At 68.2% G+C, this 23,406-nt stretch carries 24 protein-coding genes; 15 read left to right on the top strand and 9 right to left on the bottom strand.

What is annotated here, in order from left to right; translation table 11 throughout:
- Positions 1-13: 13 nt before the first annotated feature.
- Positions 14-2,785 (bottom strand): DNA gyrase subunit A, encoded by a 2,772-nt coding sequence (gyrA, locus tag ACI8U3_RS08470; RefSeq protein ID WP_415014430.1) that lies wholly within the window; start codon positions 2,783-2,785, stop codon positions 14-16.
- A 148-nt stretch (positions 2,786-2,933) separates the two neighbouring features.
- Between gyrA and ACI8U3_RS08475 the strand changes: the two genes are divergently transcribed.
- Positions 2,934-3,539: a superoxide dismutase family protein gene (locus ACI8U3_RS08475; protein WP_415014431.1), complete on the top strand. Its 606-nt coding sequence runs from the start codon at positions 2,934-2,936 to the stop codon at positions 3,537-3,539.
- A 5-nt stretch (positions 3,540-3,544) separates the two neighbouring features.
- On the opposite strand, the gene ACI8U3_RS08480 is transcribed toward ACI8U3_RS08475, so the two are convergent.
- Positions 3,545-4,606 carry a Ppx/GppA phosphatase family protein gene (locus ACI8U3_RS08480; protein ID WP_415014432.1) on the bottom strand — a complete coding sequence of 354 codons (1,062 nt, stop codon included), beginning with the start codon at positions 4,604-4,606 and terminating at the stop codon, positions 3,545-3,547.
- 143 nt (positions 4,607-4,749) lie between these two features.
- On the opposite strand from ACI8U3_RS08480, the gene hspQ reads away from it, so the two are divergent.
- Positions 4,750-5,055, top strand: a complete 306-nt coding sequence (gene hspQ / locus ACI8U3_RS08485; protein WP_415014433.1) for a heat shock protein HspQ — start codon at positions 4,750-4,752, stop codon at positions 5,053-5,055.
- A 61-nt stretch (positions 5,056-5,116) separates the two neighbouring features.
- Positions 5,117-5,998 carry a phenylalanine 4-monooxygenase gene (gene phhA / locus ACI8U3_RS08490; RefSeq protein WP_415014434.1) on the top strand — a complete coding sequence of 294 codons (882 nt, stop codon included), beginning with the start codon at positions 5,117-5,119 and terminating at the stop codon, positions 5,996-5,998.
- Positions 5,999-6,235: 237 nt separating this feature from the next.
- Here the strand turns inward: phhA and ACI8U3_RS08495 are convergent, their stop codons facing one another.
- On the bottom strand, positions 6,236-7,531 hold the full coding sequence (locus ACI8U3_RS08495) for a diguanylate cyclase domain-containing protein (protein WP_415014435.1): 1,296 nt from the start codon (positions 7,529-7,531) through the stop codon (positions 6,236-6,238).
- A gap of 181 nt (positions 7,532-7,712) precedes the next feature.
- Between ACI8U3_RS08495 and ACI8U3_RS08500 the strand changes: the two genes are divergently transcribed.
- Positions 7,713-8,639, top strand: a complete 927-nt coding sequence (locus ACI8U3_RS08500) for a YihY/virulence factor BrkB family protein (RefSeq protein ID WP_415014436.1) — start codon at positions 7,713-7,715, stop codon at positions 8,637-8,639.
- Here the strand turns inward: ACI8U3_RS08500 and ACI8U3_RS08505 are convergent.
- A complete protein-coding gene (locus ACI8U3_RS08505; RefSeq protein WP_415014437.1) occupies positions 8,605-8,895 on the bottom strand; it encodes a sulfurtransferase TusA family protein in 291 nt (96 codons plus the stop codon). The genes ACI8U3_RS08500 and ACI8U3_RS08505 overlap by 35 nt on opposite strands.
- Here ACI8U3_RS08505 and ACI8U3_RS08510 point away from each other — a divergent pair.
- Entirely contained in the window at positions 8,894-9,514 is a 621-nt protein-coding gene (locus tag ACI8U3_RS08510) for a hypothetical protein (protein ID WP_415014438.1), read from the top strand. The genes ACI8U3_RS08505 and ACI8U3_RS08510 overlap by 2 nt on opposite strands.
- Positions 9,515-9,698: 184 nt before the next feature.
- Here the strand turns inward: ACI8U3_RS08510 and ACI8U3_RS08515 are convergent, their stop codons facing one another.
- Positions 9,699-10,190 carry a CinA family protein gene (locus ACI8U3_RS08515; protein WP_415014439.1) on the bottom strand — a complete coding sequence of 164 codons (492 nt, stop codon included), beginning with the start codon at positions 10,188-10,190 and terminating at the stop codon, positions 9,699-9,701.
- A gap of 80 nt (positions 10,191-10,270) precedes the next feature.
- Between ACI8U3_RS08515 and ACI8U3_RS08520 the strand changes: the two genes are divergently transcribed.
- Entirely contained in the window at positions 10,271-12,568 is a 2,298-nt protein-coding gene (locus ACI8U3_RS08520) for a spermidine synthase (protein ID WP_415014440.1), read from the top strand.
- On the opposite strand, the gene ACI8U3_RS08525 is transcribed toward ACI8U3_RS08520, so the two are convergent.
- Positions 12,546-13,691, bottom strand: a complete 1,146-nt coding sequence (locus ACI8U3_RS08525) for a bifunctional 2-C-methyl-D-erythritol 4-phosphate cytidylyltransferase/2-C-methyl-D-erythritol 2,4-cyclodiphosphate synthase (RefSeq protein ID WP_415014441.1) — start codon at positions 13,689-13,691, stop codon at positions 12,546-12,548. The genes ACI8U3_RS08520 and ACI8U3_RS08525 overlap by 23 nt on opposite strands.
- Positions 13,692-13,769: 78 nt before the next feature.
- On the opposite strand from ACI8U3_RS08525, the gene ACI8U3_RS08530 reads away from it, so the two are divergent.
- Both ACI8U3_RS08530 and ACI8U3_RS08535 read left to right on the top strand, forming a co-directional pair.
- Positions 13,770-14,261, top strand: coding sequence for a CC0125/CC1285 family lipoprotein (locus tag ACI8U3_RS08530; RefSeq protein ID WP_415014442.1), 492 nt, complete (start codon positions 13,770-13,772; stop codon positions 14,259-14,261).
- 164 nt (positions 14,262-14,425) lie between these two features.
- Entirely contained in the window at positions 14,426-15,331 is a 906-nt protein-coding gene (locus tag ACI8U3_RS08535) for a bacteriophage abortive infection AbiH family protein (RefSeq protein WP_415014443.1), read from the top strand.
- 157 nt (positions 15,332-15,488) lie between these two features.
- On the opposite strand, the gene ACI8U3_RS08540 is transcribed toward ACI8U3_RS08535, so the two are convergent.
- Together ACI8U3_RS08540 and ACI8U3_RS08545 are read right to left on the bottom strand one after the other, a co-directional pair.
- Positions 15,489-16,703 carry a hypothetical protein gene (locus ACI8U3_RS08540; RefSeq protein WP_415014444.1) on the bottom strand — a complete coding sequence of 405 codons (1,215 nt, stop codon included), beginning with the start codon at positions 16,701-16,703 and terminating at the stop codon, positions 15,489-15,491.
- Between the two features lie 137 nt (positions 16,704-16,840).
- Positions 16,841-17,281, bottom strand: a complete 441-nt coding sequence (locus ACI8U3_RS08545) for a DUF2214 family protein (protein WP_415014445.1) — start codon at positions 17,279-17,281, stop codon at positions 16,841-16,843.
- 47 nt (positions 17,282-17,328) lie between these two features.
- On the opposite strand from ACI8U3_RS08545, the gene crcB reads away from it, so the two are divergent.
- From crcB to ACI8U3_RS08575, 6 genes are read left to right on the top strand one after another with little or no spacing between them, the layout of a single operon-like run.
- Positions 17,329-17,718 (top strand): fluoride efflux transporter CrcB, encoded by a 390-nt coding sequence (gene crcB, locus ACI8U3_RS08550; RefSeq protein ID WP_415014446.1) that lies wholly within the window; start codon positions 17,329-17,331, stop codon positions 17,716-17,718.
- Between the two features lie 40 nt (positions 17,719-17,758).
- Complete coding sequence (locus ACI8U3_RS08555; protein WP_415014447.1) at positions 17,759-18,754, top strand: RluA family pseudouridine synthase; 996 nt, start codon at positions 17,759-17,761, stop codon at positions 18,752-18,754.
- A complete protein-coding gene (locus tag ACI8U3_RS08560; protein ID WP_415014448.1) occupies positions 18,751-20,445 on the top strand; it encodes a putative 2OG-Fe(II) oxygenase in 1,695 nt (564 codons plus the stop codon). The genes ACI8U3_RS08555 and ACI8U3_RS08560 overlap by 4 nt, the downstream gene beginning before the upstream one ends.
- On the top strand, positions 20,442-21,134 hold the full coding sequence (locus ACI8U3_RS08565; RefSeq protein WP_415014449.1) for an HAD-IA family hydrolase: 693 nt from the start codon (positions 20,442-20,444) through the stop codon (positions 21,132-21,134). Before ACI8U3_RS08560 ends, ACI8U3_RS08565 begins: the two co-directional genes overlap by 4 nt.
- A 43-nt stretch (positions 21,135-21,177) precedes the next feature.
- Positions 21,178-21,729, top strand: coding sequence for a hypothetical protein (locus ACI8U3_RS08570; protein ID WP_415014450.1), 552 nt, complete (start codon positions 21,178-21,180; stop codon positions 21,727-21,729).
- 56 nt (positions 21,730-21,785) lie between these two features.
- Positions 21,786-22,316 (top strand): DUF805 domain-containing protein, encoded by a 531-nt coding sequence (locus ACI8U3_RS08575; RefSeq protein WP_415014451.1) that lies wholly within the window; start codon positions 21,786-21,788, stop codon positions 22,314-22,316.
- Here the strand turns inward: ACI8U3_RS08575 and lipB are convergent.
- Entirely contained in the window at positions 22,292-23,032 is a 741-nt protein-coding gene (gene lipB, locus ACI8U3_RS08580) for a lipoyl(octanoyl) transferase LipB (RefSeq protein ID WP_415014452.1), read from the bottom strand. The genes ACI8U3_RS08575 and lipB overlap by 25 nt on opposite strands.
- 31 nt (positions 23,033-23,063) lie before the next feature.
- Here lipB and ACI8U3_RS08585 point away from each other — a divergent pair, with 31 nt between their 5' ends.
- Positions 23,064-23,357 (top strand): FliM/FliN family flagellar motor switch protein, encoded by a 294-nt coding sequence (locus tag ACI8U3_RS08585; RefSeq protein ID WP_415014453.1) that lies wholly within the window; start codon positions 23,064-23,066, stop codon positions 23,355-23,357.
- The last annotated feature ends 49 nt before the right edge of the window (positions 23,358-23,406 follow it).

Here is a 23,406-nt window from a genome sequence, read left to right on the forward strand (position 1 = left end):
GGGGCGTGCGGGATCATTCCTCGGCCGCGCCCCCGCCGTCGTCCTCAACGGCCTCATCGCCCGCCACTTCCGGCAGGCGCTCCACCGAGACCACCCGCTCGCCGTCGGCGGTGCGGAAGATGGTGACGCCCTGGCTGGACCGGCCGACGATGCGGACCTGATCGACCTTAGTGCGGATCATCTGGCCGCCGGAGGTGACCATCAGCAATTCGTCGCTGTCCTCCACCGGGAAGGCGGCGGCCAGGCGATTGCCCGCGCGCCCGCCCAGGCCATGGGCCGTAAGACCCTGGCCGCCCCGGCCGGTGCGGCGATACTCATAGGCCGAGGATCGCTTGCCGAAGCCGGTGTCGGTGATGGTCAGGATGAACTGCTCGGCCGCGCCCAGTTCGGCGATGCGTTCCACCGACAGAGCCGCGTCGGCGACCGCTTCCTCATCGGCGTCCGGCGCTGCGGCTTCGTCCTCGCCGGTGGCGGCGCGGCGCATGGCGGCGGCGTGCTTCACATAGGCGGCGCGCTCTTCCGGCGTGGCGTCCACGCGGCCCAGCACGGCCATGGAGATCACTTGGTCCCCGTCCTGCAGGCGGATGCCGCGGACGCCTGTGGAATCCCGACCCTTGAACACCCGCACATCGTCGGCCTTGAAGCGGATGGCGCGGCCCATGGCCGTGGTCAGCAGGATGTCGTCGTCGGCGCAACACAGGCCCACGCCCACCATGTGATCGCCGTCTTCCAGCTTCATGGCGATCTTGCCGGCGCGGTTCACGGTGGCGAAGTCGGACAGCTTGTTGCGGCGCACGTCGCCGGACTTGGTGGCGAACATGATGTCGTAGTTGGCCCAGTCCGCCTCGTCCTCGGGAAGGGGCAGCACGTTCATGATGGTGTCGCCCGGCTCGATGGGCAGCAGGTTCACGAACGCCTTGCCGCGCGACGTGGGTCCGCCCAGCGGCAGGCGCCAGGTCTTCAGCTTGTAGGCCTTGCCGTTGGTGGCGAAGAACAGCACCGGCGTGTGGGTCGAGGCCGAGAACACGCCCACGACGGCGTCCTCGTCCTTCATGGTCACGCCGGAGCGGCCCTTGCCGCCGCGATGCTGGGTCCGGTAGGCGCTGAGCGCCACGCGCTTGACGTAGCCGCCGTGGGTGACGCTGACCACCATGTCCTCGCGCGGGATGAGATCTTCGTCCTCCATGTCCCCTTCGCCCTCGCCGATGGTGGTGCGGCGGGGGACGGCGAACTCGGCCTTCACGGCCAGCAAGTCCTCGCGGATCACGGCGATGATGTTCTTGCGGTCCGACAGCAGAGTCAGATGGCCCTGGATGACGCCGGCCAGCTCGCGGGCCTCGTCCATGATCTCGTCACGGCCCAGTCCAGTCAGGCGCGACAGGGTCAGGGCCAGGATGGCGCGCGCCTGTTCATCGGTCAGGCGCAGCTTGTCGCCGTCGATGACCACGCTGCGCGGATCGGCGATCAGCTCCACAAGAGCGATCATGTCGCCCACCGGCCAGGGCTTGCCCTGTAGCCGCTCGCGGGCCTCGGCCGGATCGGCCGAGCTGCGAATGATGTGGATCACCTCGTCGATGTTGGCCACGGCGGTGGCCAGGCCGACCAGCACGTGGCCCCGGTCCCGCGCCTTGGCCAGTTCGTACTTGATCCGCCGGACCACAACCTCTTCACGGAAGTCCAGGAAGGCGTCCAGCATGGCCCGCAGGCCCATCTGCACGGGCCGCCCGTGGTTCAGCGCCAGCATGTTGACGCCGAACGAACTTTGCAGGGCGGTCCAGCGATAGAGCTGGTTCAGCACCACATCGCCCGGCGCGTCGCGCTTCAGCTCCACCACGATGCGCATGCCCTCGCGGCTGGATTCATCGCGAATGTCGGCGATGCCCTCCAGGCGCTTCTCGCGCACCATCTCGGCGACCCGTTCGATCAGGGTCTGCTTGTTCACCTGATACGGAATCTCGGTGATGATGATGGCTTCGCGGTCCTTGCGGATCTCCTCGATGGTCGCCTTGCCGCGAACGACGACCGAGCCGCGGCCGTCCAGCAGGGCGTTGCGCGCCCCGGTGCGGCCCATGATCTCGCCGCCGGTGGGGAAGTCGGGACCCGGGACGATATCCAGCAGTTGGTCGTGGCCGATGTCCGGGTCGTCCAGCAGCGCCACGCAGGCGTCCACGATCTCGCCCAGATTGTGCGGCGGGATGTTGGTGGCCATGCCCACGGCGATGCCGCCGGCGCCGTTCACCAGCAGGTTCGGATACCGCGCCGGCAGGACGACGGGCTCGAGCTCCTTGCCGTCGTAGTTGGGCTGGAAATCGACCGTATCCTTGTCGATGTCGGCGAGCAGGGCCATGGCCGACGACTGCATGCGGCACTCGGTGTATCGCATGGAGGCGGGCATATCCCCGTCCACCGAGCCGAAATTGCCCTGGCCGTCGACCAGCATCAGACCCATGGAGAACGGCTGGGCCATGCGGACCAGAGCCATATAGACCGACGCGTCCCCGTGCGGGTGCAGGCGGCCCAGCACGTCACCGACCACACGCGCGCATTTCATGTAGCTGCGCTCGGGCGTCATGTTGAGTTCGTGCATCGAATACAGGATGCGGCGATGAACGGGCTTCAACCCGTCACGCACGTCCGGCAGGGCCCGGCTGACGATCACGCTCATGGCGTAATCGAGATAGGAGCGGCGCAGTTCGTCCTCGATGGCGATCGGCGCGATATCGTCGGTGCCGCCCGGCCCACCGAATTCAGGGGGCAGGGCGTCGTTCTGGCTGTCGTCGGTCAAGTGATTTATGGCTTTTCTGACGCCCCCGAGGGGCGGGAATCGGAACGTCTTCCGTTACCGAAACATTAGCACCCGGGGGCCTGCGTGGCAAAGCGCGCGGGCGCATCCGAACCCCGTCCGGCAAGGCCTTTCAACACGGAGCCCGACCATGCGCGCGAACCTTTACCTTACAACCATCCTCGGCCTCGGCGCCCTGACGCTGGCGGCGTGCGGAGACGCCCAGGAAGCCGCCGATCCCGCCGCCACCGCGCCGGGACAGGAAACCGCGTCGGCCCCGACTGTTCGCGCGACATCCAGTGACACCGGGACGGCCGAGCTCATGAACAACGATGGGGACCCCATCGGCACGATCAGCCTGACCCAGGCGCCCACCGGCCTGCTGATGCGGGTTGAAGCTGAGGGGCTCGAAAGCGGCTGGCACGGCATCCACATTCACGCCGTGGGCGACTGCAGCGACTCCGCCTTCCAGAACGCGGGCAGCCACGTGAACCACAACGAGGTTCCGCACGGCCTGCTGAACCCCGAAGGCCCTGACGACGGCGATCTGCCGAACATCCATGCGGCCGAGGACGGCATGGTCCGCGCCGAACTGTTCACCACGTCCGCCCGCATCGCCGAAAACGGCCCGGGACAATGGCTGTGGGACGAGGATGGATCGGCGGTCGTGATCCACGCTAATCCGGACGACCACACAAGCCAGCCCATCGGCGGGGCGGGCGACCGGGTCGCCTGCGCCGTCATCGCCCGCGGCTAGGTCGATCAGCGTCGCCGACGTCGGCGTCCGTTGGTCCTGCGGCCCTCGCGCATGGCGGTCAGCAGCAGGCCTTCGCGTAGGCCCCGGTCGGCGACGCGCACCCGGGCGCACGGCCAGGCGCGCTGGACCGCTTCCAGGATCGCCGCGCCGGCCAGCACCAGATCGGCCCGCTGGGCGCCGATGCAGGCCTCCGCCGCGCGGCCCTCGGGGCCGAGGGCTCTCAGGCGGTCGGCGGCGCGGGTGCAGTCGTCCCGCGTCATCCACAGACCGTCGACCCGGTTGCGGTCATAGCGGGTCAGATTCAGGTGCACGCCCGCCAAGCTGGTGATGGCGCCGGAGGTGCCCACCAGATGGGCGTGGCCGTCATCGAAAACGGGACGCAGGGACCGGGCGCCGTCATGGGCGTCCAGCCGGTCCTTCATGTCGGCCACCATGGCTTCGTACCATTCGGGCGTCGGCGGATCGGGCTCGGGGTGACGTTCGGCCAGGGTGACGACGCCCAGCGGGGCGGACATCCAGCTGACCGTCTCGAAGCGGGCCTGGCCGTTGTCGCCCACGCGGCGAAGCCAGGACACCTCTGTGGAGCCGCCGCCCACGTCCACCACCACAATGGCCCGCGCCGAGGAGTCGAACAGGTTCAGGCAACCCTGGACCGACAGATTGGCTTCTTCTTCAGGCGGAATGATGCGCAGGGCCAGGCCCGTGCCCTTGGTCACCCGGTCCAGAAACTCGGCGCCGTTGTCGGCGGAGCGGCAGGCCTGGGTCGCAACGGCGCGCACTCGCTGGCCCCGGATTTCGCGGCGGGCGATGCGCTCGGCGCAGATGTTGAGGGCGTCGTAGGCGCGGTCCATGGCGCCCGGGTCCAGCCGGCCGGTGCGGGTCAGACCTTCGCCCAGGCGCACGATGCGGGAAAAGGAATCCACCACGCGGAAGCCGTCACGCGACGGGCGCGCGATCAGCAACCGGCAATTGTTGGTCCCCAGATCGAGCGCAGCGTACAGCGGCGCCTCGCGACCTGAAGGGGACCGGGCGCCGCGCTTCCCGCGCGCGCCGTCCGCCTCTGGCATGGCCAACCTTTCGGGGGCGCGTTGCGGCGCCCGTTCAGCGCAAGGTTAGGCGCATCCGGGCGTCCGCGCCAAGCGCTACCTGTCGCAAAGATGAACGAGACGACCAGCATCCTGCTCAGGTGCGGGCCCGTATCCTTTGCGGCATGTCCATTGAACGCACAGCCCGCTTCGGCCTCGGCCAGATCGTCCGTCACCGCGAACAGTCCCTTGAGGGCGTGATCGTCGACGTGGACGCGGTCTGCGCCGTGCCCTTTGACGACGTGCGCGCGGATCAGCCGTTCTATCAGGTGTTCGCTTACGGCGACGAAGGCGGGTTCATCGCATATGTGCCCGAGGACGCCCTGATGCTGAATGGCGACCTGAAACCGCTCAGCGCCGCCGAACAGGCCCAGTGGTTCACCGTGGACGGCAAGGGGCGGCATGCGCCCCGCGCGCAACCGATCCACTGACGCACGTATTCCCTCGTGAACAAGGGCGGACTAGATTCGCCCCAATTCATGAGGAGGCTCCATGTCTGATTTCACCCACGTCCATGAAACCCCGCCCGAAGGCGCGGCCGAGGACTGGACCATCCCCCAGGCATGGGAGGATTACACCGACGTCGAGCATCAGACGTGGGTGACGCTGTACGAGCGCCAGATGAAGATCCTGCCCGGACGGGCGGCGGACGTGTTCCTGAAGGGACTGGACGCCCTGGACCTGCATGGATCCGGCATCCCCGACTTCGGCGAGATGAACGCCAAGCTGCAGGCCCTGACCGGCTGGACCGTAGTCTGCGTGCCGGGTCTGGTGCCGGACGAGGTGTTCTTCGACCATCTGGCCAATCGCCGCTTTCCCTCGGGCCAGTTCATTCGCAAGCCGGATCAGCTGGACTATCTGCAGGAGCCGGACATCTTCCACGACGTGTTCGGCCATGTGCCGATGCTGACGGACCCCACCTTCGCCGACTACATGGAAGCCTATGGCAAGGGCGGCCAGCGGGCGGCGTCTCTGGGCATGCTGCCCAATCTGGCGCGGCTGTACTGGTACACGGTGGAGTTCGGGCTGATGGAGACGCCCGAGGGTCTGCGCATCTACGGCGCCGGCATCGTGTCGTCGTCCACCGAGAGCAAGTTCAGCCTGGAGGACCCGTCGCCGAACCGTCTGGGCTTCGATCTGGAGCGGGTGATGCGGACCCTGTACCGCATCGACGACTTCCAGCAGGTCTATTTCGTTATTCCGTCCATCGAGCAACTGCGCGAGGTGACGCTGCAGGACTTCGGTCCAGTGTACGAAGCGCTGAAGGGTGCCGAGGACCTGCCGATCGACGCGATCCTGCCGTCGGACAAGGTGTTCACGCGGGGAACGCAGGCGTATGCCGCAAAAGGCGGGCGGTTCGCGAAGGCGGGGTGAACGTCTCCATCAGCCGGATGGCGCGCAGGCTGACGCGTTGGTTGGTGCGGGTTGATGCGAAGAGAGCGGGTTTCGTCCCCAGTTTTCCGCTCATCCCGGCGAAGGCCGGGATCCAGATGCAAAATCTCGTTGGCAGTTCAGTGACCCAGGTCGCGGTGCAAAACTTCCGACACCCGGCCCTATGATCTGGATCCCGGCCTTCGCCGGGATGAGCGGGTGTGAGGCGGTCGGCTACGTTCAGCCCGCTCCCACAGCCGCCGAGGCCCGTTCCAGCAGGGCGGCGGGGCTTTCGCCGGGCTGAAGCTCGGCGGAGCCCACCTCGAACTCCACCACGAAGGGCGGGCGTTCCGGCCCGGCGTCGAAGGCGGTGCAGCCGATGACGGCGGCGATGCGCTCGGCGGTGAGGCGGGCCTGCGCCCCTCGCGTGGCCGGCAGGGCCAGGGCGAAAACCTCGGGCGCCAGGCGGGCGGCGGTATCCTCGGCGCGCACCAGACGCGAGACCATGGCGCCGATCTGGGGCATGGCGCGGTCCAGCCAGCCGCCCTGACGGGCCAGGGTCACCTCACGGCCCTGCACCACGCGCAGGACGCACACCGACAGTGGTCGCCCCCGCTCGCGCGCACCCTCCGTGACACGGGCCAGATGGGCGGCGAACAGATCGCGGGTGAACAGGCCGGTGTCGGCATCCATCAGACCTGAGCCGCGCGCGGCCTCCAGCGCCTTGCGGATGGACTTCTGGCGGCGATAGTCCCGCGCCAGGGCCACGATGCGCGCCGCGGTCTCTTCCTCCGGCGTGTCGGGCGAGGCCACGTCGGCGAAACCCCGGTTGTAGAGCTCCGACAGGTTCAGGTCCGCGACCTGACGCAGGTAGAGCACCAGCGGAATGTGGAACAGGCGGGTGTTGCGCTTCATGCCCGCGGCGATGGACAGGGCTGGGGCATGGTCCTCGCCGCCCCACAGCACCGCCGCGTCGAAGGCGCTTTCGTGCAGATAGTCGAAGGCGGTATAGGGGGTCGGCGCCGCCACCGCCTCGGCCCCGCCGGCCGACAGGGCGTTGGACAGGGCCAGAAAGCGGCGATCCGCCACCCCCGCCGCCAGCACGCGCAACGGCTTTGATGACGGGTCGGGCGCCTCCAGCGTCGCGCCCTGGGCCGCGAAGGTGGCCTGGCGCAGAGCGAATTCCTCCTCCGCCACCGCGCCGCGCACCAACTGCTCCAATCGAAGGGCCAGCTGAGCCGGATGCGGTGGACCGGTCATGACCAGATCGGCGCCGGGCGCGTCCCGGCCCGGTTTCGAGAGGGCCAGGACCGGCAGGATGCGGGGCAGGGCGCGGGCCTTCAGAACGGCGGCGGCGTCCAGCGCCGTGTCGGCGATCAGCGCCGCCTCGAACGCCAGATCCTCCATGGCCGCAGCACCGCTCTCCAGCGTGCGGGCCGTCAGGGTGCGCCAGCCGAGGGCGTCCAGCCCGGCGCACAGCGGCCCGGCCAGATCGTCGTCGGCCGCCACGACCAGTACGCGCGGATCGGGTCCCAAACTCAGAATCTCCGTCACGCGCACCGGATTCGGCCGCGTCCCCCTGAAATCGCGCGGACCATACCGAGGCCGCCCCCCGCCATGCAACGGCCCGGCCGGATTGGACATCGGGGCCAGAAGGACTTATCCACCGCCGCGTTTTGGTCTAGACCAGCGTTAACCGTGACGCGGGGGAGCACGTTTGACCCAACCGGTGGATTTCACCTCGCTGGCCTTCTGGGGACGGTTGGCGGGGCGCGCCTTCAAGCGCAGCTGGGGCCGCGACGTCATGCTCTATACGGGCGGCGTCTCGTTTTTCGCCCTGCTGGCGGTGTTTCCGGCCATCGCCATCCTGATCGGCTTCTACAAGATCGTGCTCTCCACGGGGCAGGCCAGCGAACAGGCTGCGGCCCTGGCCGAGATGCTGCCTTCGGCGGCCGGGGGCATTTTTATCAATGAGGTGGAGCGCATGACCGGTCTGTCGGCCCGGTCCATCTCGACCCAGAGCGCCATCGCCCTGATCATCGGCGCCTACGCCGCGCACCGGGGTTTCAAGGCCCTGCTGGCTGGGCTGAACCTGATTCATGACGAGCCGGACCCCCACGGCTTCTTCCGCTTCAACCTGCTGGCCCTGATCGTGGCCATCCTGGCCTTCGCCCTTTTCACGGTGGTGTCCGGCGCGGTGGTGACCTCACGCATTCTCAGCCACGCGTCGGAGACGGGCAGCTCCCTATGGCTGGACGGAGTGTGGTCGACGGCCGGGTTGTTCATCGGCCTGACCTGTCTTTACCGCTACGCCATGGTGCACTCGAGCCGCGTGGCCTGGCGCGCCGCCATCGCGGGGGGCGTGGTGGCCACGGCCCTGTCGGCCACTGTGTCCTGGCTGTGCGTGGTCTATGTGGAGCAGATCGTGGAACTGGGCGCCACCTATGGCTCGGTCGGCGCGGTGGTGGTGCTGCTGATCTGGCTGTCGTGGAATGTGAACGCCATTTTCTATGGCGGCGGCTTCGCCACCGAAATGGAGATCGTCCTGCGCCGCATGGAGGAGCCGCCCACCGAAGACTCGCCCGAGATCGATACGGACTCCCGCGTGGTCAGCCTTCAGAGTCGGCGCCGCGCTCAACCGTGATCGCTAGCCAGCCGGCCTCCTCGCGCACCTCGACCACCCGGCCGCCCAGCTCGTTCATCAAATGCGGCACGTCGATGCGCGCCATGGGGTCAGTAGCCATCAGCACCAGCCGAGCGCCCGGCGCCGCGGTCTCCAGCGCCTTGCGCAGCCGCAAGCTCGGCACCGGACAGCGATGGCCGCGCGCGTCGACGAGGATGGGGACAGGACTGACCACGGGCTCTCCGCTGGGTGCGAATCCGGGCAGGGTGTGACCCATGGCGCGTCTTTCGTCCAGTTTGCCGGCGATGCTGATCGCCATCTGCGCCATGGCCGCGCCCGGTCAGGCCCAGACGCCGCGTGTTTCGCCCGACTATCACGCCCGGGTCTGGGTGGCCGGCTTCGAGACGCCGGTGGAAATCCGCCAATCGGGGCTGCGTCGCCGCATCGAGGTGGCCCAGGGCGGGCTGATCCAGACCTATATCGCCGACCGGGTGCGCGGATCGCTGACCGTCATGACGGCGGGTGGGCAGGGGCGGGTGGCCTTCGTCTTCCCCCTGCCGCGCGAGGAGCAACTGTCGCCCCTGCCGCTGGATCTGCTGGTGATCGAACGCGGCGCAGCGCGGATGACCCGGACCGGTGCGTCCAACATCGCCGGGCGGTCATGCCAGCGCTATCGCTATTCCGGCTATCTGGGGCGGGCGGGGTCCGTGTGCGCGACGCGCGAAGGGATCGTGCTGGAGCTGCACCCCGACGGACGGCGACGGCCGCTGTATCAGGTGTTGAGCCTGACCCCGGCGCGCCAGGCGCCCGGCTGGTTCGCGCCGACGCCGGACTATCAACTGGCGGTGCTGCCGGGCGTGGGCGGCACTGTGGGGACTGTGTCCGGCGCGGACTGAGTCTCCTCCCCATTCATGGGGAGGGGGACCACCCCGGCGACTGAGCCGGGGTGGTGGAGGGGGCGGCTCGGTGTGCGCCGCCCGAAACGCCAATCCCTGACCGCCCGCGCCGCCCCCTCCGTCACGGGCGCTGAGTCGCGCCCGCGCCACCTCCCCATTCCGAGAGATAGGGAGGAGAATGAGCCTAGCCCAGCGCCTCCGCCATCATCCTGAGGGCGGTGCGGACGGATTCCAGCCGCACGGCGTCGCGGCCGATGTCGCCGAAGCGTTCCTCCCGGTGGATCAGCCGCCCGTCCCGGTGCGCCACCGCGAAGTGCACCAGGCCCACGGGCTTTTCCGCCGTGCCGCCGGTGGGGCCGGCGATGCCGGTGACCGACGCCGCCAGCCCCGCGCCCGAAGTCTCCAGCGCGCCTTTGGCCATGGCCTCGGCCACCGCGCGCGAGACCGCGCCGTGCAGATCGATCAGCTTCGGATCGACGCCCAGCATCTGGCTCTTGGCGTCATTGGAATAGGTGACGAAGCCCCGGTCCACCGCCTTGGCCGAGCCCGAAACGGTGGTCAGGGCCGCCACCAACAGCCCCGCAGTGCAGCTTTCGGCCGTGGCCAGCATGATGCCCGCGTCGGACGCACGGTCGGTTATGGTCTTGGCCAGGGGTTCGATGTCGGAGGGAAACATGGCGTTCTCATCAGCTGTCGAGTCGCGGTAACGTAGCGCAAGACGCTCCGTTTCATCCGAGGGCGCAAGCCGGGGGCGTGATGACCGACACCACCACTGAAGCCGAACCCGTTCGTCCGCGCCTGCGTGATCTGAACGACCCGCTGACCCCGGCCCTGTTCGCCCTGGCCGTGTTCGTCAGCGCGGCGCTGGTGTTCGTGGTCCAGCCCATGGTGACCAAGCTGGTGCTGCCCTCGCTGGGCGGGTCGCCGGCGGTGTGGAACACGGCCATGGTGTTCTTTCAGGGGGCGCTGCTGGCCGGCTATGCCTACGCCCATGTGCTGCAGCGCATCCGTTCGATCCGGGGGCAGGTGATCACTCATCTGGTGCTGCTGGTCATCGCGGCCCTGTTCCTGCCGCTGAGGATCAACGGGCTGCTGGGGGATCCGGACCCGTCCGCGCCCATCACCTGGCTGCTCGCGACCCTGGCGGTGTCCATCGGCGCGCCGTTCGCGGTTCTGTCGGCCACCGCGCCGCTGATGCAGGCCTGGTATGCGCGGGTGCGGGCCCACGAGCCGGACGGCAAAAACCCCTATGTGCTGTACGCCGCCAGCAATCTGGGCAGCTTCCTGGCCCTGCTGTCCTATCCGGTGGTGATCGAGCCGATCCTGACCCTGACCGGCCAGCGGATCAGCTGGAGCGTCGGCTATGGCCTGTTCACGGCGCTGGTTCTGGGGCTGACGTTCGTGGTCTGGCGCCGCCGGACCCAGGCCGCGCCGCCCGAGCCGCTGGCCGCCACCGCGCCGATCCCGTGGCGGACGAAGGGGCTGTGGGTGCTGCTGGCCGCCGCGCCGTCCAGCCTGATGCTGGGCGTCACCGCGCACCTGTCCACCGATGTGGCCTCGGCGCCGTTCCTGTGGGTCATCCCGCTGGCGCTTTATCTGCTGACCTTCATCATCGCGTTTCAGGCGCGGCCGTGGATTCCCATGCCGGTGACCTTTCTGGTGCAGGCGGCGCTGGTGGCCTCGCTGATCGGGATGCTGCCGTTCCAGAGCGGCCAGTGGGCCTTCATGTTCCTGGTCCATGTGGCAGCGTTCTTCTTCACCGCCCTGATGTGCCACCAGCTGCTGGCCGCGCGGCGCCCGCCGCCGGACCGGCTGACCGAGTTCTATCTGCTGCTGTCGCTGGGCGGGGTGCTGGGCGGAATCTTCAGCGCCCTGATCGCGCCGGTGGTGTTCGACGTGGTGCGGGAATATCCGCTGGTGCTGATCCTGACGGCCCTGTTCCGTCCGTGGGGCCGCGGGCGGATCACGATCCCCGAGTGGGTCTGGCTGGCCGCCGTGGTTCCGCTGACCATCGCGCCGCCCGCCATCTATCTGGCCATGCGGCTGAACCCGGAGCTTCTGGCGGCGGTGGGCTGGGATTCGGCCATGGCCGCGTCGCGGCTGGCCTTCCTGCTGGCGGCCATCAGCGCCTTCATGATCCGCGACCGGGCGCCCCTGTTCGCGGCGGCGCTGGTGATGATCAGCCTGTCGGCGCACCATGTGGCGGGCCGCTATGATTGGCGCTATTCGGAGCGAAGCTTCTTCGGCGTCATGCGGGTGGCCGAGTTCAGCGACCCGGCCATGGGCGGGCCGGTGCGTATGCTGATGCACGGCACCACCCTGCACGGGGCCCAGGCCACCGACGCGGTGGAGGCGTGTTTGCCGTCCCTCTACTACGCCCCGTCGACGCCCATCGGGCAGGTGACGGACGCGCTTCAGATCGCCCGCCCGGCTGTGTCCATCGGGGTGGTGGGGCTGGGGACGGGGGCCATGGCCGCGTATCGACGTCCGGCGGATGACCTGACCTTCTTCGAGATCGACCCCATGGTGGACCGCATCGCGCGCGACCCCGAATGGTTCACCTATATCAGCGACTGCGCCCAGGGGCCGGTGGATACGGTGCTGGGCGACGCGCGCCTGACCCTGGCCTATCAGCCGGACGACCGGTTCGACCTGTTGCTGATCGACGCCTTCTCATCGGACGCGATCCCGACCCACCTACTGACCCGTGAGGCCATCGCCGACTATCTGCGGGTGGTGAAGGACGACGGGGTGGTGATCCTGCACCTGTCGAACCGGCATCTGGAGCTGGCCATGCCCACGGTCAACGCCGCGCGGTTGGCGGGCGCCCACGACCGGCACCAGATCTATGTGGAGCGCGAGGGCCTGCCGGTGATGTCGGAGGCGTCCACCGAGGCGCTGATCCTGTCGCCGACCGAGGAGGGGCTGGCCTTGTTCGCCGACGATCCGCGCTGGAAGACCATCGCGCCCAATAATGTGCGGCCGTGGACCGACGACTATGTGAACGTGGTGGGCGCCCTGACCCGGCAGATCAGGTTCTCGCGGGGAGGGTGATGGACACCACCGCCTGGGCCGCCAGCCCCTCCTGACGGCCGGTGAAGCCCAGACCCTCGCTTGTGGTCGCCTTGACGCTGACCGCGTCCAGCGGAATGTCCAGCAGCGCCGCCAGCCGCTCGCGCATGGCCAGCCGGTGCGGCTTGATCTTGGGCTGCTCGCAGATCAGCGTCACGTCCACATTCACCACCCGGCCGCCGCGCGCGCGCATGCGCTCCAGCGCGTGGATCAGGAACTGGTCCGAGGCGGCGCCCTTCCACTTCGGGTCGCTGGGCGGGAAGTGGTCGCCGATGTCGCCGTCGCCCATGGCGCCGAGGATGGCGTCGGTCAGGGCGTGCAGCCCGGCGTCGGCGTCCGAATGGCCCACCAGCGCATGGTCGTGGGGAATGGCCACGCCGCATAGCCAGGCGGTGTCGCCGGGGCCCCAGCGGTGCACGTCATAGCCCTGTCCGATGCGGGTCTCGCGCGGGATCATCTGTTCAGCCAGGGCGAAATCCTCCGGATAGGTCAGTTTCGTCAGGCGCGGGTCGCCGGGGACCAGACGCACGCTCCCGCCCGCGCGCTCCACCACCGCCGCGTCGTCGGTGGGGCTCTCGCCGGCCGGCCAGACGGCGAAGGCGTCCTTGAAGGTCTTCAGGCGCGCGGCCTGCGGCGTCTGCGCCCGCCACAGGCCCTCGCGCGGCTGGGTGCCCGCGACGAGGCCGTCGGCGCCTTCGCGTTTGAGCGTGTCGGGGACGGGCAGGGCCAGCAGGGCGGCGTCGGCTCTGGTCAAGGCGTCCAGCAAGCGGCCGATGTGATCCCGCGTGAGGAACGGCCGCGCCGCGTCGTGGATCAGCACCGGCGCATCGTCCGTCGCGGACAGGGCGGCCAGTCCCGCCTGCACCGACTCCGCCCGCGTGGCGCCGCCCGCGACAGCGCGCCAGCCGGACAGGCCGGTCAGGGCCTCGGCGGCCTGATCTTCGCCGCCCGCGGGCACGACCACCACGACCTCATCGGCCCCGGCGTTCAGAAACGCGCCGACGGACCACGCCAGCAACGGCCGTCCGCCCACGCCGCGCCACTGCTTCGGCCCGCCTGCGCGACTGCCCGAACCCGCCGCCACCACGATCGCTGAGAAACTCATGGGGGCCTTCTAGCCCAAATGCGGATCGGAACAATCGATCACGTCGTTCGCTTTCTCCTTCGAAAGAGGGAGGCCGCCATGATCCGTCCGTTCGTCGTCGTCGCGTCCGCCGCCGCCTTGCTGGTGGCCGCCTGCGCCAGCCTGTCGCCCTACGGGCCGCAGATGGGCGGGTCGGGTCAGGGCTATTCGGAACAGCGCATCGAAAACGACCGCTGGCGCGTCACCTATCGCGGCGTGGGCGATCCCGGCCCGGTGTCCGAGTACGCCCTGCTGCGTGCGGCGGAACTGACCCTTCAAAACGGCGATGAGTGGTTCGAGGTGACCCAGCGCTGGATCGACGGCCGCGCCAGCCAGGGCGGCATCCGCCCCAACGTCTCCATTGGTGCGGGCTCCGGCAGCTATGGCGGCTATCGCACCTCGGGTGTCGGAGTCGGGCTTGGCCTGAACATCTCGGGCGACCAGCCCACCTCGACGGTGATGGAGATCCGCACCGGCGACGGCCCCCGCCCGGACCGCCCCGAGGTCTATGACGCCCGCAGCGTGCGGGACAGTCTGGGCGCGCGTTACTAGGGGCGCAGCTCGTAACCCCTTGATGTTAGGGCTTCTGCTGACAATCAAACTTGGCTGCCGTTCGCGCTGGCGCTTGGACTAGATGTGCATTCCATTCGCTCGAGATTGCAACGATCGCTTGGCGCGATAAATTGCGGTTCGGGTAGCCGCAGGGGGTGGGCGCGATGTCGAAGCTTTTCATCATCGGCAATGGCTTCGATATCCATCACGGGATCAGGTCCAGATACACAGATTTTGCGGACTGGGTCGAGACGGTTGATAGCGAAGTGCATAGTGCCGTCGAGAGGTTTCTACCTACTTGGGTGGATGCGGAAGGCAACGTGCAGAATGCGTGGTCTGATCTTGAGAACAACCTGGAGAATTTCGACATCGAACAACTTCTGGACTACGGATCGAATTTTCTGCCGAGTTACGGGGCCGACGACTGGAGTGAATCAGGTCACCACGATTTCGAATACGAACTCGACCGAGTGATCAGCGCCCTATCGGTCGGGCTTCATCGCAACTTCGTGCGTTGGTTAGGCACACTAAGCATACCGAGTCAGACGCTTGTTCCGGTTCGCTCCATTGATCCACAGGCTAAATTCTTAAGCTTTAACTACACGCCTACGATCCAGACACTCTACGGCGCAAAAAACATCCTACATATCCACGGTTCTTTGGCAGATAAAAATTCTCAAATCGTACTCGGGCATGGGTGGACTCCGGGGGCTAAAGATCGCTGGGAAGCGCGCATCGACGAAGACACGGATACTCGCGTGGCGGGCGGGTATCGATTGATCGACGAGTATTTCCGCGAAACCTTTAAGCCGACGGCAAAAATAATCGAGAGAAACATCGCATTCTTCAAGGGTCTTGGCGATGTGTCGGATGTTTATGTCTTCGGGCATGGGCTGGCCGAAGTTGACGCCCCATATTTCGCTGAAATGCTACAGTATATACCCGAAGATGTAGACTGGACGATCTCTTACCATGGAGACAACCGCGAACGCGCGAAGATTGAGGCGGCCGCCATTGAGATGGGCATACCGATGGAGCAGACACGCCTAGCCTTCCTCCGTGATCTTTAGGGCCGGCATGAAGCTTGCCGCCAATCCGAATGACCGCGTCGGACGCATAGCCGCCGTTTGAGAGAGGCGAAATGGCTACGACAACTTCCCGCTAATTCCGGCCGTTCGTGACGTCTGCTGTTCTTCACTTACCTCTGCGCCATCCTGAGAACGCTCGCTAAACCCGCCCGCGCGTCAGGTTGCGGTATTCCACCAGGCGTTCCTTGTCGCGGCGGACCTGATCGGCCACAGCGTTGTCCACGTCCAGCGAGGCGTAGCGGACCCAGCCGTCGATGCCGAGCTTGTCCTGAATGGCGCCCACCGGCGTCTGCCAAAGGAAATAGGACATCCACGACACGCCGACGCCCAGCACGATGGCCAGACCCTGCAAGATGCGGAACTCCATCTCGTTGACGCCGGGTACGGGCTCCAGCACCGCCAGCCAGAGCCACATCAGGAATACCAGCGGCGTCATGAAACGGCTGAACCAGCGCATCCAGTAGCGCTCGCGCCGCACACGCCACAGCTCCATCTGGACGAACTTCTCCAGATACTCCATGCGCGCGCCCAGCCACATGGTCAGGCGGGTCAGGTACATGGCCCGCTGGCCCCAGCCCTTGCCGTCGGTCTGGAATTGGGTTTCGGCCTGGTCCGCCACGGCGCGGGCGTTGGTGAACAGGTTCTGTAGCTCGCGCGTCCGCTGCACGATCTCGCGCGACAGCTCGTAGGAGTCGTTCTCCAGCCGGAACCGGTACTGGGTGAACAGGATGGCGTTCAGCCCCCAGTACAGGCCCACGGTCACCAGCATGGCGATGCCGGCCAGGGCCACGCCCGCCGTCGTCGTGCCGGTCCAGTCGGTGAACCAGGTGGGTCCCAGCGTGGCCAGCAGAGTGAAGGCGATCAGGGCCAGCGCCTGATTCATGCGCTTCACCGCCACATGGGTGCACAGGCGCCGAAACACCGAGCGGCCATAGCGGTGGATGCGTCCGCGCATGTCGCTGTCGACCGGGAACCGCTCCTGAATCTGGCGATGGAACAGGACGTGGAAACGGTCCGGCTTTCCCTCGCTTTCCCAGAAGGGAAAGATGTCCAGCGGCTGGTTGAAATACTCGTCGATGTGATCCGAAATGTGCTGGATCGCCTCGGGATCGTTGGAGAAATACTCGCTTTCCTGAATCGGCCGGTCGATGCCGTCGCGTGAGCGGGGGCGCTCGGCGTCGGGGTCATTGACGGGGGCGGGCGCATCGCGATCAGCCCGGTCGGCGGCGCCCGGCGGCGGGGGCGTGGCGGCTGCGCCCATCACGGGCGCAGGCTGCGACAGGGGATGGGCCATGGGCTCGGTCGCCGGTTCCGGCGGCGGCGCGGCGGGCGCGTGCGGCTCCTGTTGCGACATGACTGATCCCCAAACCCTGTTCTCTGACCGCGTTCTAGGCCGAAAGCACCCGCGCGGCCACGGGGCTTCACCTCAGGCGCGAACCCGCATTAACCCTATCGCCCGACGTGCGGCGGGCAAGTGAACTTTGTGCAAGCTCAGAACGGCCAGCGCGCCATGGCCGCGGCGAAGGCCAGAAGCGGCACGAGCAAAAGGGCTTCAACGCTCAGCCAGCGCCCGACCCGCTGAACGTCCAGGGGATCGGGATGAAAGCCGGGCGACGCGCGAGCGGCCTTTCGCCACGCCAGGAAGCGAAGGGTCGGCGGGATCGAGGCCGCGGCGATCAGCCCGAAAGTGACGACCTTGGCCCAGAAGAAGGGGTTCGCCTCGTAGAACATCCAGCCCTTGCCGCCCCAAATGGCGCGGCAGACCCCGACGATCAGCACCATGACGGCTGCACCGCCGACGCCGGCGTCCAGCCGGGCGAGCCGGTTCACATCTATGGGCAGGGCGCGCAGCAGGACCCGCTCCGCCATGATCATGGCCACCAGGCCGAAGACGAGGATGTGGTGCAGGACGGCGAGGATCAGGTCCAGCATGGGAAAGCTCCTTCACGGGCGAGTCGGAAACAGCGTAGGTTCGGATCATGACACGATTTCTGTTTGTGGCGGCGGGCGGCGCGGCGGGAGCCATGGCGCGCTACGCCCTGGGACTGGCGGCCGGACGGCTGGCGCCGGGGCTGGCGTGGCCCGTGGGCACCTTCACCGCCAATGTGCTGGGCGGGCTGCTGATGGGGCTGCTGGCGGGCTGGCTGGCGCTGAAGGCCGGAACGGGCGTGGATCACGAGCGCCTGCGCCTGCTGCTGGGCGTGGGCCTGCTGGGCGGGTTCACCACCTTTTCCGCCTTTTCCCTCGAGGCCGCCCTGATGATCGAGCGGCGGCAGATGGGGCTGGCGGCTGGCTATGTGAGCCTGTCGGTGGTGCTGTCGGTGGCGGCCCTGTTCGCAGGCCTGATGATCGCACGGCGCCTGTGGTAGCCGGGATGGCGCCTGCTCGCTGACGGCTTATAAGGCGGCCATGAGCCGTGAAGTGAAAACCCTGTATGTGGCCGAGGCCGAGGACGGCATCCGTCTGGACCGCTGGTTCAAGCGGCGCTGGCCGCACCTGTCCCATGTGCAGGTGCAGAAGATGGCCCGGTCGGGCCAGATCCGGGTGGACGGATCGCGGGTGAAGCCCGAGGACCGGCTGACGGCGGGCGCCGCGGTGCGGGTGCCGCCCATACCGGATCCGGTGGAGAAGACACCGGGCGACCGGCCGAAGTTGAGCGACCGGGACGCGGCCTATGCGAAATCGCTGGTGCTGTTCGAGGACGACATGGTGATCGCCCTGAACAAGCCCGCCGGGCTGGCGGTGCAGGGCGGCACCAAGACCACCAAGCACGTGGACCGGCTGCTGTCGGCCTGGGGCGAAGGGCTGGAGCGGCCGCGTCTGGTGCACCGGCTGGACCGGGACACCTCGGGCGTCTTGCTGCTGGGTAAGGGGCCGGAGGCGGCCAAGCGGCTGGCGGGCGCCTTCGCCCGGCGGCAGGCCAAGAAGACCTACTGGGCCATCGTCATGGGCGCGCCCAAGCCGGGCGCCGGGCAGATCGATCTGGCGCTGAAGAAGTCGGGCATCAACGATTTCGAGATCATGCGTCCCGCCGACCCCAAGGAACACGGCGCCGAGCCGGCGGAGACCGCCTTCGCCACCATCAGCCGGGCGGCGCACCGGGCCAGCTGGATGGCGCTGCGGCCGTTCACGGGACGGACCCACCAGCTGCGGGCGCACATGAAGGCCATGGGGCATCCCATTCTGGGGGATCCCAAATACGGTGACGAGGCCTCGAACGAACTGTCGGGTCCGCTGAAGCTGCAGCTGCACGCCAGGCGCATCGAGCTGGATCATCCCGGCGGCGGCAAGCTGATCGTCGAGGCGCCGCTGAGCCCCGAGATGAAGGCCGGCTTCGCCCACTTCGGCTTCTCGGAGGACGAGGCGGATGAAGACCCCTTCGCGGGGGTCAGGCGCATCCGATGACGCCGGATCAGGCGATGCGGGCGCAACAGGCGGCTGGGCTGCTGAACCAGCGGCGCTACGCCGAGGCGCGCGACCTGCTGGCGCCCCTGGGGAAGGCGCGACCGGGTGATGCGGACATCCGCCACCTGCTGGGCGCGGCGCTGGCCGGCGCGGGGGATGCGACCGGGGCGGAGGCGGAATTGCGCGCCGCCCTGGGGATCAGACCTGACCATCCGCATGCGGCGGTCGATCTGGCGCGGTTGCTGGCGGCGCAGGAGCGACACGAGGATCTGCTGGCCCTGACCGAAGCCGCAGCGGAGGCGGAGCGCCCCCGTCTGGCCCTGCTGGACCTGAGGGCGCAGGCGTTGCAGGCGCTGGACCGGACGGCGCAGGCCCTGGCGGTGCGCGAGCGACAGGTGCGTCTGGCGCCGGACAATCCGGTGGTGCACCACAATCTGGCGGCCCTGCTCGGGGACATGGGCCATGCGCAGCGGGCCGAGGCGGCGGCGCGCACGGCCTTCGCCAGGGGCGGAGATGCGCCCGAGACCTGGCTGGCGCTGGCCCGCGCGCTGCAGAAACAGACCCGCTATGACGAAGCGGACGCGGCCTTCGCCGAGGTGCTGAAGCGCCGTCCACTGGATCTGGACGCCCTGCGGGATCAGGCCCAGCTGGTCTGGATGCGCACCGGGGATGCGGATGCGGCCTGCGCGCGCATCGATCAGGCCGTCCGCGCCCGGCCTGACATCAGCCTGTTGCGCGCACTGAAGGCCAAGGTGCTGACCTATGCCGGCGATGCCCGGGGCGCCTATGAAGCCATGACCACGGGACCGCTGAGTGATGCGGCGGGCCACCTGGCGGCTTCGCGGGCGGCGGTGACGTTCGATGCGCCCAGGGCGCTGGACCATGCGCGTGAAGCGGTCGCCCTGGCCCCGGACCATGAGGACGCGCGGCGCGGTCTCATCGAGGCTCTGCTGGCCGCCGGAAAGGCCGAAGAGGCGGCGCCCATGGTGGAGGCCATGCTGAGCCGCCGACCCCTGGATCAGAACCTTCTGGCTTATCAGGCCACGGTGTGGCGGGTGATGGATGATCCGCGGCTGACGGAATTGTACGACTATGAGGCGATGGTGCGGGCCTGGCGCATCGACACGCCCGACGGCTGGCCGAATCTGGACGCCTATCTGACCGATCTGGCGACGACCCTGCGGCGCCTGCACCGGCTGAAGACCCATCCGCTGGATCAGTCCCTGAGGCACGGCACCCAGACGAGCATGGACCTGCTGGTCAGCGAGGAGCCCGCCGTGCGGGCCTTCTTCCAGGCCGTCGACGGTCCCATCCGGCGGCACATGGCGTTCCTGGGGCAGGGCCAGGATCCGCTGCGGCGCCGCAATACAGGCGCTTATCGCATCAAGGGGGCGTGGTCGGTGCAGTTGCAGCCGGGGGGTTTTCACGCGGATCACCTGCACCCCGACGGCTGGCTGTCCTCGGCCTGCTACATCGCGCTGCCCGGCGCGGTGGCGGGTGAGGGACGCGAGGGATGGATCCGGTTCGGCGAGCCGGGCATTCCGACGGCGCCGCCTTTGCAGCCGCAGCATTTCATCAAGCCGGAGCCGGGACTGCTGGCCCTGTTCCCCTCCTACATGTGGCACGGGACCGTTCCGTTCTCGGGCGACGAGACGCGCCTGACCATCGCCTTCGATGTGGTTCCGGCATGAGGAGGGCAAGCGACGCGCCGCTGGCGGTTTTCGATATCGACGGGACGCTGGTGGACAGCCGGGCGGCGATCCTGGAGGCGGCGATCACGGCGGCGCGGGCCGTGGGGCTGGCCGAGCCGGACTATGACGCGGTGCGCCAGGTGGTTGGGCTGTCGCTGCACGAGGCGCTGCGGCAGCTGGGGCCGGAGCTGACCGATGCCGAGCTGGCCGAGTTCGTGGCGGCCTATCAGGGGGCCTTCCGCGCCATGCACGAGCGGCCCGGGTTCGAGGAGCCGCTGTATGCGGGGGCCATGGACCTGCTGGCGGGGCTGCACCGGGACGGGTGGCGGCTTTCGCTGGCCACCGGTCAGTCGCGGCGAGGTGTGGAGCGGAATCTGGCGCGAGCGGGCTGGGCCGATCTGTTTCTGAGCAGCCACTGCGCCGAGGACGGGCCGGGCAAGCCGGACCCGGCCATGCTGGTCTGCGCTATGGACGTCTGTGGCGGGGCGCCGGAGCGGACGGTGATGATCGGGGACACCAGCCACGATATGCGCATGGCGCTGAACGCTGGAGTCCGGCCTCAGGGGGTGGCGTGGGGCTTTCACACGGCGGACGAGGTGCTGGCGTCCGGGGCGGTGCATGTGGCGCAGGATTTTCCGTCGCTGGAACAGGCGCTTCACAGCTTCGCGAGTGGGCGCCGGGCGGCGTGAAAATACCACAACCAAGCGGCGCGAAATGCGTTACAGGCGCATGATGAGAACCTCCACCGTTTCCGTGATCTGTCTGTCAGCCCTGACTCTGAGCGCCTGTGCCGCGGCCCGGTCGGCGGGGGAGGGCGTGGACACGGTGCGTGACGGCTTCGCCGACGCGGCCACCGCGCCGCTGGAAGACCTGAACCTGCGGCGCGACGCTATTCCGACGGTGCTGCTTCAGGCCCAGGCGGCGCCCTATGACCAGCGCAATCTGCAGCGCTGCCCGGCCATCGCGGCCGAGGTGCGGCGACTGGACGACGCCCTGGGGCCGGATCTGGATGAGCCGCCCCGGCAGGACGGGTCGTTGAACAGCGAAATCGCGGCGGACGCTGCCGCCTCGGCGACTCTGGATGCGATCCGGGACACCACCACGGACTTCATTCCGCTGCGCAGCTGGGTGCGGCGCCTGACGGGGGCGGAGCAGCACAGCCGTCAGGTGCAGGCCGCCATCCAGGCCGGCCGCCAGCGCCGGGCCTTCCTGAAGGGCATGGGCATGCAGCGCAACTGCGCCCCGCCGGCGGCGCCCAGCTGGTTCACGCCTCGCCGGAACTGACCTGCCCAGCTTGACCATTCCGGCTTGATCCTCCAATCGCAGGGCAAGGGGGACTCATGGCCAAGCGGAATCAATTTTCAGCCTTCTTCAGCTTTGACGGGCGAACCCGACGACTGGACTGGTGGCTGATCGGAATCGGTCTGGCGGTGGTTCAGGCTGCTCTAGGCGTCGTTCTGGGGCGGCTCCTGCTGGGTTCGTGGGGTTGGCTGCAGATGGAGAACACGCAAGGCGCGGCTTGGCTGAGTTTTGCCTTGATGCTGCTTTTCATCTGGCCTCAGACGGCGCTTTCGATGAGGCGCGCCCATGACCGCGACAAGAGTGGCTGGCTGGTGCTTGTGTCATCGGCCTTGGCCCTGACGCAGGGGATCGCGATGCTCGCGGCGCCGGACTTCATGTCCGCGCCCATGGTTCCGCCCTTCTCGGTGTGGGATATTCCCCGGCATCTGCTGACCTCAGCGTCGCTCGTCATCGGCTTCTGGCTTCTGGTCACCCTCGGCTTCCTCGACGGCACGCCCGGCCCAAACCGCTATGGCCAGTCCCCCAAGGGCATCGGCCAGAAGAACTATGTGTCGCCCGCGGTCGACTGACTTTCAGCCGGCCCGAACACCCGCTCGAAACTGGCCTTCAGCGCCGCGTCGGCCTCGTCCATACCGGCGATCAGACCAAGGTCGGCAAGGCTGGTGACGCCGTGCTCGCGGATGCCGCAGGGGACGATGCCGTCGAAGTGGGTCAGGTCCGGCTCCACGTTCAGGCTGATGCCGTGGAAGCTGACCCAGCGGCGCACCTTGACCCCGATGGCGGCGATCTTGTCCTCGCAGGCCTGAGGCGCGCCGTCGTCGCCGACGAAGCGGCGCTCGACCCAGACGCCCACGCGGCCCTCACGCACGTCGGCCTCCACGTTGAAGGCGGCCAGGGCGCCGATGATCCACTGCTCCAGTCCGCGCACGAAGGCGCGCACGTCGCGGCCCCTCTGGTTCAGGTCCAGCATCACATAGGCCACCCGCTGGCCGGGGCCGTGGTAGGTGTACTGGCCGCCCCGTCCGGTCTGGAACACTGGGAAGCGGGCGTCGATCAGGTCGTCGGATTTGGCCGAGACCCCGGCGGTGTACAGGGGCGGATGCTCCAGCAGCCAGACTCGCTCCTCGGCCCCGCCCGCGTGGATGGCGGCGACCCGGTCCTCCATAAAGGCCACGGCCTCGTCATAGGGTACGGGTGCGGGGGCGACGACCCACTGGACCGGCCGCCCGTCGTCGCGGCGAAGGCGGCTCAGATCGGGCGGAGAACTTAACGGCTGGGAAAGCATGATGAGCCCAATGTGGCGGCAGGGGGCAGCCATGCAAGACCAGATCACCCCAGTAACCGCGTCAGTACATCCGATGAGTCAGATCGAATCCGTGAACGTCGAGATCTCCGTGGTGCTCGGACGATCCGTGCTGCCTATGGCCCAGCTGCTGCGCATGGGCCGGGGCGCGGTGATCCCGCTGGACGCCGTGGAGAACGACGAGGTCTGGATCCTGGCCAACAACCACCCGGTGGCGCGCGGCGAGATCACCATCAACGAGGATCGCATCTCGATCACGGTGACCCGCGCGGCTGACCGCTATGACTACATGGCGGGCGCGGCGTAGGGGCGTCCTCTCTGCAGGGACGGCTCCGTGTCATCCCGGCGGTTGCGAA

Origin of the sequence: Brevundimonas sp. (genome assembly GCF_047617075.1) — a bacterium.
Lineage (GTDB): Bacteria > Pseudomonadota > Alphaproteobacteria > Caulobacterales > Caulobacteraceae > Brevundimonas.